We start from the raw sequence: 13610 nt of genomic DNA, 5'->3' as shown, positions 1-13610 counted from the left end.
CTAGAGCCCCATGGCCTTCATCCTGATCGAGATCTGCTCGCCCAGGTAACGATGGCCGGCGGCGGTCGGGTGTGTGTTGTCGCTGCCCGTGTACTGCGCTGCATTCTCTGGCGTGATGATTCCCTCCACGTCGATGAACGCCACGTCGTTCGCCGCCGCGCGGGCCTGCAGCGTCTGCTTCATGGCCGTCAGGGCGGCGGTGGTCGTCCCCCGCGGAGTCCACGGCCCCAGCGTCGCGAGCTTCGCCGTCGGCCACGCGGCCTTGAGCTGCGCGATCGTCGCGTCGTAGCTGGCGGCGACTAGGGCGAGGTCGCCGCCAGCGTCGTTGAACCCCATGGCCGTCACGATGATGTCCGGCTTATGCGAGAGCTTGGCGGCCGTGCTCTGCACGCGCTGCGCGGGCGAATTCCCTCCCGTGGTGAGCCAGCCCGTGCTGCCCACGCCATCCGACCAGCCTTCGTAGCCCAGCGCATCGGCCGCCCAGCCGGCATAGGTTTGCCGAGGCGTCGCGGCCCCGGTGCCTTGCGTATAGGAGTCGCCCGGGGCGAAGGCGATCACGGGCAGCGCATCGAGTTCGGTGGGCTGCGTGACGGTGTAGCCGTCGGGGACCCAGACACCGCCGAATGGCATGAGCAGGCCGTAGACATCGATTACGCGCTCGCGCGAGCCTGCGGGGAACTCGAGCTGCACGACGCGGGGCGTGCCAGTTGTGCCAAAGCGGACGGGCATGCCAGGCGCAGTCTTCCCGTCTACTCGGATTTCGAACCGGGTATTGAACTCGGTCATGAACAGGTCGACGCGCGGCGCATTCGTCTTGAAGGTCACCTTCAGGTGCTGCGCCAGGTCGCCTGACGCGACCCAGAAGCGTTTGTCATTCGCCCACGGGCCAGGTGCGGCGCCTAGATAGCGGAAAGCGGCGTCGCTGGGCGCAACCTTTCGGGCGCTCTGGATCGTTGTCGTGGCGGCCGCCACGACCGTCACGGTGGGCGGCAAGTCAGCCTGCACGACAGGCGGCTCAGGTTCCGGGGGCGGGGCGGGGGGCTCTGCGGTTGGGGCCGGAGCTGGCTCGGGCACGGGTTCAGGCGTGGGGGTGGCAGCCGGCGGAGGCGATGCCGGAGGCGGCTCGATGGTGGCCACGGGGGCGGGCGGCTCCAGTGTTGGCGCGCTCGCGGTTGGCGGTGCTTCGCCGCCCCCGCCGCCACACCCAGCCAGGACCGCGAGCAGCGCCATCACGGCGATCGTTCTTTTCATTCTGTTCCCTCCGGGACCGCCATTGTGCGCAGCGGCTGAGCAGCGCACGTCGCCCGAACGGCGTACTACCTCTTACGTGTTGACCGTCGTCAACCTCTGCCCCGGGCCCCGAGCGGGCTCGGGGGCTTTTTCACTTCTGCGGTGGCTTCACGCTGTCCCGGCCGGCGGACTGGTAGTGCGTCTGGGCCCGGCGGATCTCCTCGTCGGACTCGGGCACGTCCCGCACCTCCTCGCTGCCCTGGACGATCTCCGTCGCGCCGCGCTCCGCCGCCTCCTCCGGGCTCATCTTCCAGGTGCTGGGGTAGGGCTTGCGCCGGCCCGGGCCGGGCGGCAGGTAGTACCGGGCGAATGTGATGCGACGCATGAGCGTAGGTTTCGGCGTGGGTTTTGCGCTTTTCGGCTCAGCTTCATAGGAGAAGCCGCCCCGCCATCATGGGGGTGTGGGCGCTGAAGTCGGGACGGGCGGACATGAAGGCGCGATTTTCGGGCATTTCTCCCCCACCCCGGGATGGGAGAAGAACTGCTTACTCCGCCGGCGTCTCCCGCAGTTCGTTCCGCACCAGCGGCAGCGCCTGCGGATGCTCCCGCGCGAGGAAGCCCACCAGCCCCTCGCGGACCTTGCAGCGCAGGTCCCAGTTCCTGCCCGCATTGGCGGACGAGACCAGCACCCGCAGCTGCAGGCACCGCTCCCGGGCGTCCGTGACCTGCAGGTTGAACACGCGCCCGTCCCACTCCGGGGCCGCTTCCACCAGCCGCTTCGCCTCGGCGCGGATCGCCTCGATCGGGGCGGCGTAGTCCACGTGGAGGAACACCGTGCCCATGATGTCGGCGCTGGTGCGGGTCCAGTTCTGGAACGGGTTCTCGATGAACCACTGCAGCGGGATGATCATCCGGCGCTCGTCCCAGATCCGGAACACCACGTAGGTCCCGGTGATCTCCTCCACGTTGCCCCATTCGCCGTTGACGATCAGCACGTCGTCCAGCCGGATCGGCTGCGCCAACGCCAGCTGCAGGCCTGCGATCAGGTTGCTGAAGACCGGCCGGGCGGCAAGGCCGCCGATGATCCCCAGCACGCCGGCGGAGGCCAGCAGGCTGGCGCCGACCTGGCGCGCCGCCGGGAAGGTCATGAGGGCCAGGGCGAGGCCGGCGATCACCACGACCACCTGCGCACTGCGGCTCAGGACGTTGGTCTGCGTCTGGATGCGCCGGGCCGCCAGGTTGTCCCCGGCCCCCACCGGGTGTTTCTCGATCACCCCCTGGGCGAATCCGCCGATCACCGCCACCGTGAACCAGGTGAGCGATCCGATGAAGAGCAGCACCGTCACCTGCCGCACGATCGGCAGGAACGGGAGGTCGGCCGGAGCGACCTGCCACACGAGCAGCAGCGCCAGCGCGGGGAAGGCCGCCGCGCCGGCGCGCTCGGTCGCCTGCAGGGCGCCGTGCACCAGGGGGTGGCCCGTGGAAAGTCGCAGAAGCACGGTCCGCACCAGGCGTCGCACGACGATCGCGGCCACGACGGCCGCGAGCGCGAACAGCGCGGTGCCGGTCCAGGGCGTCGGCGACAGCCCGTTCATTCGCCCGCGGGTTGCGGCGGAATGGCTTCGGGCGGCGGGTCGTCGGCCTGGATGCCCGCCTCCAGCGCGGGTTCGACGACCTGCGGCGTGTTCTGCCGCACCTCGGCCTTCTCGCCGGCGCTGGCGAACTTGCTGTACTTCGACAGCAGCTTCACCAGCTGCCCGTAGATGCGGGGGGTGCCCGCGACGACCTCGCGCTGCTCCAGGAAGTCGGCCTCGCCCGTGAAGTTGCCGATCAGCCCGCCCGCCTCGGTCACGAGCAGGGAGCCCGCGGCCACGTCCCACGGCGACAGGCCGGTCTCGAAGAAGCCTTCGGTGTAGCCGGCCGCCACGTAGGCGAGGTCCAGCGCGGCGGCGCCCGGGCGGCGCAGGCCGGCGGTGCGCTTCATGACGTCGGCCATCATGCGCAGGTACACGTTGAAGTTGTCGCCCGGCCGGAACGGGAAGCCGGTGGAGATGAGCGACTCCTTCAGCTGGGTGCGCTTGCTCACGCGGATGCGGCGGTCGTTGAGGAAGGCGCCGCGGCCGCGCGTGGCGGTGAAGAGGTCGTTGCGGGTGGGGTCGTAGATCACGGCCTGCTCGACGCGTCCCTTCACGAGCAGCGCGATGCTGACGCAGTAGACGGGAAAGCCGTGGATGAAGTTGGTCGTGCCGTCCAGCGGGTCGATCAGCCACACGTGATCGGACGCCGCCCTCCCGTGTTCGCGCCCCGATTCCTCGGCCCAGATGCCGTGGTCGGGGTAGGCGCCGAGCAGCGTGTCGATGATGGCGTGCTCGGCGGCGTGGTCGATCTCGGTGACGAAATCGTTGGTCTGCTTCTGCGAGATCCGCACGGCTTCGACGTCGAGCGCGGCGCGGTTGATGATCGCGCCGGCAGCGCGGGCGGCCTTGACGGCCACGTTGAGCATGGGGTGCTGGTTGGACGACATGAGTTGTTCAAGAGCGGCGCACACGGGGGCGCGGGACGCACACCGGCGATGCGGGGTGCCACGATAACCAGATTTTACTTGGCGCGGCATGTCGGCCGCAGCCGACGTCCGGCAATACCCCTGCTGCGCGTTTCCCTGATCCTTCGGTTTTTGAGCGGGCTCATGCTTCTCGCACGTGCGCCCGCGCCGGCACCGGGCCGCTTGATGCACGTCAAGGGCGACTTTTCGCTTGGTGCAAACAATTTCCACCTGACGAACTAAAGGATCCCCATGTTGCAGATCCGCCTTCATGGCCGCGGCGGCCAAGGCGTGGTGACGGCGGCCGAAATGCTCTCCCTCGCCGCGTTCGAACAGGGCCGCCATGCGCAGGCCTTCCCCTCCTTCGGATCGGAACGCACGGGAGCGCCCGTGGTGGCGTTCTGCCGGATCGCCGACACGCCGATCCGGCTGCGCGAACCGGTGCTGCAGCCCGACGTGCTGATCGTGCAGGACCCGACCCTGCTGCACCAGGTCGACGTGTTCCAGGGCCTCCAGCAGGGCGGCTACGTCCTGATCAACAGCAAGCGCGGCTTCGAGGAACTGGGCGTGGGCGAGGTCTCGCGCACGTTCCAGCCGGAGCGGGTGGCGACTGTGCCCGCGACCGAGATCGCGATGCGCCACCTGGGACGCCCGCTGCCCAACGCGGTGCTGCTGGGCGGACTGGCGGCGCTTTCCGGCATCGTGACGCTCGACGCCGTGCAGCACGCGATCCGCCACACCTTCGCCGGCAAGGTGGCCGCGGCCAACGAGGCCGCCGCCGCCGAAGCCTTCGACTACGTCACCCGTGAACTGCAGGAGCTCAAGGCATGCTGAAACAGATCGAAGGCTCGCGTGCCGTCGCCGAAGCGGTGGCGCTGTGCCGCCCCGAGGTGATCTGCGCCTATCCCATCTCGCCGCAGACCCACATCGTGGAAGGCCTGGGCGAGATCGTGAAGAGCGGTGAGCTCTCGCCCTGCGAGTTCATCAACGTGGAAAGCGAATTCGCCGCCATGAGCGTGGCGATCGGCGCCAGCGCCGCCGGCGCGCGCAGCTACACCGCGACGGCCAGCCAGGGCCTGCTGTTCATGGCCGAGGCCGTCTACAACGCGTCCGGCCTGGGCCTCCCGATCGTGATGACGGTGGCCAACCGGGCGATCGGCGCGCCGATCAACATCTGGAACGACCACAGCGACTCGATGAGCCAGCGCGACTGCGGCTGGCTGCAGCTGTTCGCCGAGACCAACCAGGAAGCGGCGGACCTGCACCTGCAGGCCTTCCGCCTCGGCGAGGAACTGTCGATGCCGGTGATGGTGTGCATGGACGGCTTCATCCTGACGCACGCGGTGGAGCGGGTCGACATCCCGGCGCAGGCCGAGGTCGACGCCTTCCTGCCGCCCTACGAGCCGCGCCAGGTGCTCGATCCCACCGAGCCGGTGTCGATCGGCGCCATGGTCGGACCCGAAGCCTTCATGGAAGTGCGCTACCTCGCGCACGCCAAGCAGACGATGGCGCTGGAGCGCATCCCGGTGATCGCGCAGGAGTTCGAGGAGCGCTTCGGCCGCGCCTCGGGCGGCCTGGTGCGGCCCTACCGCTGCGAGGACGCCGAGACCATCGTGGTGGCGCTCGGCTCGGTGCTCGGCACCATCAAGGACACCGTGGACGACATGCGCGCGGCCGGCATCAAGATCGGCGTGCTGGGCATCCAGTCCTACCGGCCGTTCCCGCTCGCCGCCGTGCGGGCCGCGCTGCAGGAAGCCAAGCGCGTCGTCGTGCTGGAGAAGAGCTTCTCCGTCGGCCTGGGCGGCATCGTCTCCACCGACGTGCGGGTGGCGCTCTCCGGCATCCAGCTGCAGGGCTACACCGTCATCGCCGGCCTGGGCGGCCGCGCGATCACCAAGGCCTCGCTGGCCCGCACGTTCGCCGACGCGATCGCCGGCAAGCTGCAGCCGCTGACCTTCATGGACCTGGACTGGCGCATCGTCAACCGCCAGCTCGAACGCGAACGCCAGACGCGCCGCAGCGGCCCGATCGCCGAGAACCTGCTGCGCGACGTCGGCACTGTGGCAGCAAAGGTGCACTGACATGGCCATGCAACCCATCAAGTTCTACCAGACCGGCACCTTCACGGTGGGCAACCGCCTGCTGGCGCCGGAACAGCGCTCGGTGCAGGCGAGCGTCGACCGCAGCAACTCGCTCAACTCGGGGCACCGCGCCTGCCAGGGCTGCGGCGAAGCCCTGGGCGCCCGCTACGCGGTGGACGCGGCGATGCGTGCCACGGACCGCCGCCTGATCGCGGCCAATGCCACGGGCTGCCTGGAGGTGTTCTCCACGCCCTACCCGGAAACCTCCTGGCAGCTGCCCTGGATCCACTCGCTGTTCGGCAACACCGCGGCGGTGGGCACCGGCATCGCGGCGGCCCTGAAGGTCAAGGGCCGCCAGGACGTGCGGGTGATCGCGCAGGGCGGCGACGGCGGCACCACCGACATCGGCTTCGGCTGCCTCTCGGGCATGTTCGAGCGCAACGACGACGTGCTGTACATCTGCTACGACAACGAGGCGTACATGAACACCGGCGTGCAGCGTTCTTCCGCCACGCCGGCCGCCGCCCGCACCGCGACCACGATGGCCGTGGGCACCGACCCGGGCGCGACATTCGGGCAGGGCAAGAACCTGCCGCTGATCGCGATGGCGCACGAGATCCCCTACGTCGCCACGGCCACGGTGGCCGACCTGCGCGACCTGGAAGCGAAGGTCGAAAAGGCCATGACGCTGCGCGGCGCCCGCTACCTCCACGTGCTGGTGCCTTGCCCGCTGGGCTGGGGCTCGGCCAGCAACGACACGATCCGGCTGGCGCGGCTGGCGCGCGAAACCGGCATCTTCCCGGTGTTCGAAGCGGAGCGCGGCGAAGTCACCGCCGTGACGAAGATCCGCCGCCACCTGCCGGTCGAGGAATACCTCAAGCCGCAGAAGCGCTTCGCCCACTTGTTCGGCAAGCCCGGCCGGCCCGAAGTCATCGCGCGCATCCAGGCCGATGCCGACCGCAACATCCGCCGCTTCGGCCTGCTCGACGAGGTGGAGGCCTGACCATGCAGAAACCCTTTGCCATCACCCTCGACCCCGGTTCCTCGCTGGCGAACCGCACCGGCTCCTGGCGCACCGAGCGCCCGGTCTACATCAACCGCCTGCCGCCCTGCAATGCGCAGTGCCCCGCCGGCGAGGACATCCAGGGCTGGCTGTTCCACGCCGAGAGCGGCGAGTACGAGTCCGCCTGGCGCCACCTGACGCGCGACAACCCGTTCCCCGCGACCATGGGCCGGGTCTGCTACCACACCTGCGAAGGCGCCTGCAACCGCGCCAAGGTCGACGACTCGGTGGGCATCAACTCGGTCGAGCGCTTCCTCGGCGACGAGGCCATCAAGCGCGGCTGGCAGTTCGAGGCCCCCGCGGCCGAGACCGGCAAGCACGTGCTGATCGTCGGCGCCGGGCCCTCCGGCATGTCGGCGGCCTACCAGCTGCGCCGGCTGGGCCATCGCGTGACCGTCAAGGAAGCCGGTCCCGTGCTGGGCGGCATGATGCGCTTCGGCATTCCGAAGTACCGCCTGCCGCGCGACGTGCTGGAAGCCGAGATGCAGCGCATCGTGGCGATGGGCGTCAAGGTGGAGCTGAACACGCGGGTGGACCGCATCGACGAGGCCATGCGCGAGGGCGGCTTCGACGCCGCCTTCCTGGCCGTCGGCGCCCACATCGCCAAGCGCGCCTTCATCCCGGCCAAGGACTCGGCGCGCATCCTCGACGCCGTGCAGGTCCTGCGTTCGATGGAAGAGGGCGACCAGCCCCTGCTGGGCCGCCGCGTGGCGGTCTACGGCGGTGGCAACACCGCCATCGACGTGGCCCGTACGGCCAAGCGCCTGGGCGCCACCGAGGCGGTGATCGTCTACCGCCGCACGCGCGACAAGATGCCGGCCCACGATTTCGAGGTGGAAGAGGCGCTGGAAGAGGGCGTGATGGTCAAGTGGCTGTCCACCATCCGCGAGGCCGATTTCGACGCGCTCACCATCGAGAAGATGCGCCTGGACGAAAAGGGCATGCCGCAGCCGACCGGCGAGTTCGAGACGCTGCATGCCGATTCGCTGATCCTGGCCCTGGGCCAGGACGTGGACCTGTCGCTGCTGGACGGCGTGCCGGGCCTGGAACTCAAGGACGGCGTGGTGCAGGTCGACCCGCAGACCATGATGACCGGGCACCCCGGCCTGTTCGCGGGCGGCGACATGGTGCCGGCCGAACGCAACGTCACGGTGGCGGTGGGCCACGGCAAGAAGGCCGCGCGCCACATCGACGCCTGGCTGCGCGATGCGAAGCTGGAGCCCAAGGCCAAGGCGCCGGTCGCCACCTTCGAGCGCCTGAACCCCTGGTACTACAGCGACGCGCCCAAGACCATGCGCCCGCAGCTGGACGCGGCCCGCCGCACCAGCAGCTTCGACGAGGTGCAGGGCGGCCTGACCGAGGCCAACGCGCTGTACGAGGCGCGCCGCTGCCTGTCGTGCGGCAACTGCTTCGAGTGCGACAACTGCTACGGCGTCTGCCCCGACAACGCGGTGATCAAGCTGGGGCCCGGCAAGCGCTTCCAGTTCAACTACGACTACTGCAAGGGCTGCGGAGTCTGCGTCTCGGAGTGCCCGTGCGGCGCTATCGAGATGCGGCCGGAAGAGGTTTAGGTCTTCTCGAGGAGCAGCAAAACCAGACAGCCGAACGCAGAGGACGCAGAGGACTCACAGAGGGCGCAGAAGAATCCTTTAGAGGATTTTTCTGCGTCCGCTGCGTCTTCTCTGCGCCCTCTGCGTTCGGCTGTTCGGTTTGGAGGCCCGTTCCGGCCACCCCCGCCCGGGGACAATCGGGGCATGTCCACCCGCTTCGTCCTGATCCAGCCCAGCCACGCCGGCAACGTCGGTGCCGCCGCCCGCGCCCTCAAGGTGATGGGTTTCGACGATCTGGTGCTGGTGAAGCCCCGCTGGGACGACGTGCTGGCGCGCGACGAGACGATCGAGCGGGCCAGCGGCGCCGGCGACGTGCTGGGGAAGGCCCGCGCCGTCGACACCCTGGACGAGGCGCTGGAGGGGATGACGCACGTCTGCGCCACCGTGATGACGGCGCGCGACTTCGGCCCGCCCACCGCCACCCCGCGCGAGCACCTGGGCCCGCTGGCCGCCGGCGGCGCCCAGCGCGTGGCCTTCCTGTTCGGGTCCGAGCGCTACGGCATGCGCAACGAGGACGTGTACCGCTGCCATGCGGCGCTGCGCATCCCGGTCTCGCCGGACTACGGCTCCCTCAACCTGGCTGCGGCGATCCAGGTGATCGCCTACGAGTGGCGGATGGCCCTGGGCGGCTTCGACGCGCCGCCGCCCGCCTCGCCGGCGGCCGCCGATGCCGCGGCCGTGGCCGGCATGCTGCGGCACTGGGAGCAGGCCCTGGTGGAAGTCGGCTTCCTGGACCCGGCCGCGCCGAAGAAGCTGATGCCGCGCCTGCAGCAGTTGTTCAACCGGGCGCAGCCCACGCCCGAGGAAATCCACATCCTGCGCGGTGTCGCCAAGGCCATGTCCGAGGCGGCCCGCAAGGCAAAGCCTTAGACTAGAGCTGCAACCCGCGAAGAGCCATGTTCAGCCGCCTGCGTTCCGACATCCAGTGCATCCTCGACCGCGACCCTGCCGCGCGCAGCAAGTGGGAGGTGCTCACGTGTTATCCGGGGCTGCACGCGATCCTGCTGCACCGGCTGTCGCACGGGCTGTGGCAGCGCGAACTGCGCTGGCTGGCCCGCTGGATCTCCCAATTCTCGCGCTGGCTCACCGGCATCGAGATCCACCCGGGCGCGAAGATCGGCGCCAACGTCTTCATCGACCACGGCATGGGCATCGTGATCGGCGAGACGGCCGAAGTGGGCGACGGCTGCACGATCTACCAGGGCGTCACCCTGGGCGGCACCTCCCTGACCAAGGGCGCCAAGCGCCACCCGACCCTGGGCCGCAACGTGATCGTCGGCGCCGGGGCCAAGGTGCTGGGCGGCTTCGTCGTGGGCGACAATGCCGCGATCGGCTCCAACGCGGTGGTCACCAAGCCGGTGCCCGAGGGCGCGACGGCCGTGGGCATCCCGGCCCGGATCATCCAGGCCGAGGACATCGCCCGGCGCGAGGAAGCGGCCGCGAAGATGGGCTTCTCCGCCTACGGCGTGACGAATTCGGACGACCCGCTGTCGCAGGCCATGAAGGGCCTGATCGACAACGCCTCTTCCCACGAGCACCAGATCGCGCTGCTGTGGCAGGCGATCGAACAGCTGTCCAGCCAGCGCCGCGGCGAGGACTGCGTGCCGGCGGATGCGCAGACGAAGGAATCCTTCGAAGCCGAGAAGCTGACGCAGCTGGTGGGGAAGTAGGTGGCGGTCGGGAGCATTCAAACCAGACAGCCGAACGCAGAGGGCGCAGAGATACGCAAAAGACGCAGAAAAAACCCTTAAAGGTATTCTTCTGCGTCTTTTGCGTTCCTTTGCGCCCTCTGCGTTCGGCTGTCTGGTTTTGACCCGAAGCCTAAGGCCGCTGCCGGATCGCCGTCTTCGGCCGGAACGCCTTGCACACCGCGTCGTCCGTCTCGAGGTAGGGCCCACCGATCAAATCCACGCAGTAAGGCACCGCCGCGAAGATCCCCGGCACCACCTGCCTGCCGTCTTCCTTCAGGCCCTCCAGGGTCTCCTGGATGGCCTTCGGCTGCCCTGGCAGGTTGATGATCAGGCTCTTGCCGCGGATGACGGCGACCTGGCGCGACAGGATCGCGGTGGGCACGAAGCGCAGGCTGACCTGGCGCATCTGCTCGCCGAAGCCGGGCATCTCCTTGTCGGCGACGGCGAGCGTCGCTTCGGGCGTGACGTCGCGCGGTGCCGGGCCGGTGCCGCCGGTGGTGAGCACCAGCGCGCAGCCCGCGTCCACCAGCTCGATCAGGGTGGCGCTGATGCGCTCCTTCTCGTCGGGGATCAGCCGCTCCTGGAAGGCGATCGGGTTGCGCAGCGCGCGCCCCAGCCACTCCTTGAGCGCGGGCAGGCCCTTGTCTTCGTAGACGCCGCTCGATGCGCGGTCGCTGATCGAGACGATGCCGATGGTGACGGGATCGTGGTCAGCCATGTTCTTCCTGCTCCAGTTGCTCGCGCACGAGCTGGAAGATCTCGCGGTAGGCGCGCCCGCGCCGCGGCGCCTGCCCCTTCGAGACCTCGTCCTGCGTCGGCGCGCCGTCCTTGCGGGCCTGGCGAATGAGCGCGCGCAGCTGCTGCGCGTCGGTGCCGGGATGCGCCTGCAGCCAGTTCTGCAGTGCTTCGTCGCGTGCGACCAGGTCGTCGCGCCACTTCTCCGCTGCGTGCAGGGCGAGCGTCTGCTGCGCCGAGCCGCCGCGCTGTTCGTCCAGCGCGTCGCGGGCGGCCTGCAGCGTCTCGGGATCGAGCCCGCGCATCAGCTTGCCGACGTACTGGAACTGCCGGCGGCGCCCTTCGAAATTGGTGATGCGCCGGAGCTCGTCGAGCGCGGTGACGAGTCCTTCGGGGAGCTCGAGGCGCGCGAACAGGTCGGCACGCAGCGCGAGCAGATCTTCCCCGAGCTTCTGCAGTTCGGCGCTTTCTTTCTTCAACTCGGTCTTGCTCGGCTCGCCGCCGGTCTGCTCGGCGCGCAGTTCGAGATCGAGTTCGCTGCCTTCGGCCACGAAGTGACCTTTGACGTAGTAGCCTTTTTTCGGTTTGCGGGACATGCGACGGGTAACTGGAAAAAGCGGAAGTCGGTGCCCGACAAGCGCCAAGTATCATAGCCCGCCATGAACAAGACTCCCGCACCGAACGGATCCGGATTCAGCTACAGCCGCGCCGATTTCGAAGAACTGGTCGATTCCGCCCTGGAGCATGCCCGCCGGCTGGGTGCCACCGACGCCGGAGCCGAGGCTTCGGAAGGCTGCGGCCTGAGCGTGTCGGTCCGCAAGGGGGAACTCGAGACCGTCGAGCGCAATCGCGACAAGTCGCTGGGCATCACGGTGTACGTGGGAAGCCAGCGCGGCAATGCGAGCACCTCGGACTTCTCGCGCGAGGCCATCGAGCGCACCGTGCAGGCCGCCTACGACATCGCGCGCTTCACCGCGCAGGACCCGGTGGCCGGCCTGCCCGATCCCGAGGAAATCGCGCCCTTGCAGGAGCAGCCGGACCTGGACCTGTTCCACCCCTGGCAGGTCACCAGCGAGCAGGCGGCCGAGCTGGCGCTGCGCTGCGAGCGCGCCGCGTTCGACACCGATGCGCGCATCATCAACAGCGAGGGCGCCGGCGTCTCGGCCCAGCAGAGCCATTTCTTCAGCGCCCACACGCACGGGTTCCGCGGCGGCTACGCGAGTTCGCGCCATTCCATCTCGGTCGCCCCGATCGCCGGCCGCGCCGAGCAGATGCAGCGCGACGCCTGGTACAGCTCCATGCGTTCGGCCAAGGAACTGGCCTCGCCGGAGGCGGTGGGCCGCTATGCCGCCGAGCGGGCGCTGGCGCGCCTGAATGCGCGCAAGATCCCGACGACCCAGTGCCCGGTGCTGTTCGAATCGCCGCTGGCGGCCGGCCTGATGGGCTCGTACGTGCAGTCCACCAGCGGCGGCGCGCTGTACCGCAAGAGCACCTTCCTGGTCGACTCGCTGGGCAAGCAGGTGTTCGCGGACCACATCGACATCAACGAGGACCCCTTCGTGCGGCGCGGCAAGGGCAGCGCCGCCTTCGACGAAGAGGGCGTGCGCACCAAGGCGCGCAAGGTGATCGCCGGCGGCCGCGTGGAAGGCTACTTCCTCAGCAGCTATTCGGCGCGCAAGCTGGGAATGAAGACCACCGGGAACGCCGGCGGCTCGCACAACCTGACCTTCACCTCGCGCCGCACGGAGCCGGGCGACGACCTGGTGCAGATGCTGAAGAAACTGGGCACGGGCCTGTTCGTGATCGAGCTGATGGGGCAGGGCGTCAACTACGTGACCGGCGACTATTCGCGCGGCGCGAGCGGCTTCTGGGTCGAAAACGGCGAGATCGCCTTTCCGGTGCAGGAGATCACCATCGCGGGCAACCTCAGGGACATGTTCCAGGGGATCGAGGCCGTGGGCGCCGACGTCTACAACTACGGCGCCAAGACGGTGGGCTCGATCCTGATCAACCGCATGAAGGTGGCGGGGTCGTGAGCTGGGGCTCGTAAGGGGCCGCCTGGAAACAGCACGGCCGAACGCAGAGGGCGCAAAAGCTCGCAGAGGACGCAGAAAATACCTTTAAAGGTTTCTTCTGCGTCTTTTGCGTTCCTTTGCGCCCTCTGCGTTCGGCCGTTTGGTTTAGCGGCCCATCAGACCCGCGCGCCTCATCCCGCCAGCGCCGCCTTCACCGCCGCACTGACCTGGCCCATGTCCGCCTTGCCTGCCAGGCGGGACTTGGCGGCGCCCATGACCTTGCCCATGTCGGCGGGGCCCTTGGCGCCGGTTTCGGCCACGATGGCGCGGACTTCGGCGGCGATCTCGTCGGCCGAGAGGCGGGCGGGCAGGTAGGCCTGCAGCACCGCGACTTCGGCCTTTTCCTTGTCGGCCAGGTCCTGGCGATTGGCCTTCTCGAAGGCCTCGATGCTGTCCTTGCGCTGCTTCAGCAGCTTGTCGACGATGCCGACCACGCCCGCGTCATCGAGCTCCACGCGCTCGTCCACTTCCTTCTGCTTGATCGCGGCGGTCAGCATGCGGATGGCCCCGAGGCGCTCGGCGTCCTTGGCGCGCATGGCGGCCTTCATGTCTTCGGTGATGCGTTCCTTGAGCGTGCTCATGT

14 protein-coding genes are annotated in these 13610 nt (G+C 69.0%); 7 read left to right on the top strand and 7 right to left on the bottom strand.

Going from position 1 to position 13610, the window contains the following annotated elements:
• The 4 genes from JJ685_RS05140 to JJ685_RS05125 all read right to left on the bottom strand — a co-directional run bounded on the left by JJ685_RS05140 (position 1) and on the right by JJ685_RS05125 (position 3754).
• Entirely contained in the window at positions 1 to 993 is a 993-nt protein-coding gene (locus tag JJ685_RS05140; RefSeq protein ID WP_201673117.1) for an SGNH/GDSL hydrolase family protein, read from the bottom strand.
• A 388-nt stretch (positions 994 to 1381) separates the two neighbouring features.
• Positions 1382 to 1615 (bottom strand): hypothetical protein, encoded by a 234-nt coding sequence (locus JJ685_RS05135; RefSeq protein ID WP_201673116.1) that lies wholly within the window; start codon positions 1613 to 1615, stop codon positions 1382 to 1384.
• Between the two features lie 160 nt (positions 1616 to 1775).
• A complete protein-coding gene (locus JJ685_RS05130) occupies positions 1776 to 2825 on the bottom strand; it encodes a mechanosensitive ion channel family protein (protein WP_201673115.1) in 1050 nt (349 codons plus the stop codon).
• Entirely contained in the window at positions 2822 to 3754 is a 933-nt protein-coding gene (locus JJ685_RS05125) for an inositol monophosphatase family protein (RefSeq protein ID WP_201673114.1), read from the bottom strand. Before JJ685_RS05125 ends, JJ685_RS05130 begins: the two co-directional genes overlap by 4 nt.
• Positions 3755 to 4024: 270 nt before the next feature.
• On the opposite strand from JJ685_RS05125, the gene JJ685_RS05120 reads away from it, so the two are divergent.
• The 6 genes from JJ685_RS05120 (at position 4025) to cysE (ending at position 10196) form a co-directional block, all read left to right on the top strand.
• Complete coding sequence (locus tag JJ685_RS05120; protein WP_201673113.1) at positions 4025 to 4606, top strand: 2-oxoacid:acceptor oxidoreductase family protein; 582 nt, start codon at positions 4025 to 4027, stop codon at positions 4604 to 4606.
• Positions 4600 to 5853, top strand: a complete 1254-nt coding sequence (locus JJ685_RS05115) for a transketolase C-terminal domain-containing protein (RefSeq protein ID WP_201673112.1) — start codon at positions 4600 to 4602, stop codon at positions 5851 to 5853. Before JJ685_RS05120 ends, JJ685_RS05115 begins: the two co-directional genes overlap by 7 nt.
• A gap of 1 nt (position 5854) precedes the next feature.
• A complete protein-coding gene (locus JJ685_RS05110; RefSeq protein ID WP_201673111.1) occupies positions 5855 to 6856 on the top strand; it encodes a thiamine pyrophosphate-dependent enzyme in 1002 nt (333 codons plus the stop codon).
• Between the two features lie 2 nt (positions 6857 to 6858).
• Positions 6859 to 8487, top strand: coding sequence for an NAD(P)-binding protein (locus JJ685_RS05105; RefSeq protein ID WP_201673110.1), 1629 nt, complete (start codon positions 6859 to 6861; stop codon positions 8485 to 8487).
• Between the two features lie 183 nt (positions 8488 to 8670).
• Complete coding sequence (locus tag JJ685_RS05100; protein ID WP_201673109.1) at positions 8671 to 9396, top strand: RNA methyltransferase; 726 nt, start codon at positions 8671 to 8673, stop codon at positions 9394 to 9396.
• A 26-nt stretch (positions 9397 to 9422) separates the two neighbouring features.
• Positions 9423 to 10196 (top strand): serine O-acetyltransferase, encoded by a 774-nt coding sequence (gene cysE, locus JJ685_RS05095; protein WP_201673108.1) that lies wholly within the window; start codon positions 9423 to 9425, stop codon positions 10194 to 10196.
• Positions 10197 to 10347: 151 nt separating this feature from the next.
• Here cysE and mog read toward each other — a convergent pair whose 3' ends face one another.
• Complete coding sequence (mog, locus tag JJ685_RS05090; protein WP_201673107.1) at positions 10348 to 10935, bottom strand: molybdopterin adenylyltransferase; 588 nt, start codon at positions 10933 to 10935, stop codon at positions 10348 to 10350.
• A complete protein-coding gene (yjgA, locus tag JJ685_RS05085; RefSeq protein ID WP_201673698.1) occupies positions 10928 to 11548 on the bottom strand; it encodes a ribosome biogenesis factor YjgA in 621 nt (206 codons plus the stop codon). The genes mog and yjgA overlap by 8 nt, the downstream gene beginning before the upstream one ends.
• Before the next feature lie 63 nt (positions 11549 to 11611).
• On the opposite strand from yjgA, the gene pmbA reads away from it, so the two are divergent.
• Positions 11612 to 12988 carry a metalloprotease PmbA gene (pmbA, locus tag JJ685_RS05080; RefSeq protein ID WP_201673106.1) on the top strand — a complete coding sequence of 459 codons (1377 nt, stop codon included), beginning with the start codon at positions 11612 to 11614 and terminating at the stop codon, positions 12986 to 12988.
• Between the two features lie 170 nt (positions 12989 to 13158).
• Here the strand turns inward: pmbA and JJ685_RS05075 are convergent, their stop codons facing one another.
• Entirely contained in the window at positions 13159 to 13608 is a 450-nt protein-coding gene (locus tag JJ685_RS05075; RefSeq protein ID WP_201673105.1) for a GatB/YqeY domain-containing protein, read from the bottom strand.
• Between the last annotated feature and the right edge of the window lie 2 nt (positions 13609 to 13610).

The sequence above is a fragment of the Ramlibacter monticola genome, assembly GCF_016722785.1.
Taxonomy (GTDB): Bacteria; Pseudomonadota; Gammaproteobacteria; order Burkholderiales; family Burkholderiaceae_C; genus Ramlibacter; species Ramlibacter monticola.
Note: the sequence above shows the minus strand (reverse complement) of the source record. Positions and strands in the feature narration are given on the sequence as shown.

What these genes read in the sequence shown, in the direction of transcription:
- mog (WP_201673107.1), bottom strand. Translation starts at nt 10,935, where the DNA reads ATGGCTGACCACGATCCCGTCACCATCGGCATCGTCTCGATCAGCGAC.
- JJ685_RS05105 (WP_201673110.1), top strand. Translation starts at nt 6,859, where the DNA reads ATGCAGAAACCCTTTGCCATCACCCTCGACCCCGGTTCCTCGCTGGCG.
- JJ685_RS05100 (WP_201673109.1), top strand. Translation starts at nt 8,671, where the DNA reads ATGTCCACCCGCTTCGTCCTGATCCAGCCCAGCCACGCCGGCAACGTC.
- JJ685_RS05110 (WP_201673111.1), top strand. Translation starts at nt 5,855, where the DNA reads ATGGCCATGCAACCCATCAAGTTCTACCAGACCGGCACCTTCACGGTG.
- cysE (WP_201673108.1), top strand. Translation starts at nt 9,423, where the DNA reads ATGTTCAGCCGCCTGCGTTCCGACATCCAGTGCATCCTCGACCGCGAC.
- JJ685_RS05135 (WP_201673116.1), bottom strand. Translation starts at nt 1,615, where the DNA reads ATGCGTCGCATCACATTCGCCCGGTACTACCTGCCGCCCGGCCCGGGC.
- JJ685_RS05130 (WP_201673115.1), bottom strand. Translation starts at nt 2,825, where the DNA reads ATGAACGGGCTGTCGCCGACGCCCTGGACCGGCACCGCGCTGTTCGCG.
- JJ685_RS05120 (WP_201673113.1), top strand. Translation starts at nt 4,025, where the DNA reads ATGTTGCAGATCCGCCTTCATGGCCGCGGCGGCCAAGGCGTGGTGACG.
- JJ685_RS05125 (WP_201673114.1), bottom strand. Translation starts at nt 3,754, where the DNA reads ATGTCGTCCAACCAGCACCCCATGCTCAACGTGGCCGTCAAGGCCGCC.
- pmbA (WP_201673106.1), top strand. Translation starts at nt 11,612, where the DNA reads ATGAACAAGACTCCCGCACCGAACGGATCCGGATTCAGCTACAGCCGC.
- yjgA (WP_201673698.1), bottom strand. Translation starts at nt 11,548, where the DNA reads ATGTCCCGCAAACCGAAAAAAGGCTACTACGTCAAAGGTCACTTCGTG.
- JJ685_RS05115 (WP_201673112.1), top strand. Translation starts at nt 4,600, where the DNA reads ATGCTGAAACAGATCGAAGGCTCGCGTGCCGTCGCCGAAGCGGTGGCG.
- JJ685_RS05075 (WP_201673105.1), bottom strand. Translation starts at nt 13,608, where the DNA reads ATGAGCACGCTCAAGGAACGCATCACCGAAGACATGAAGGCCGCCATG.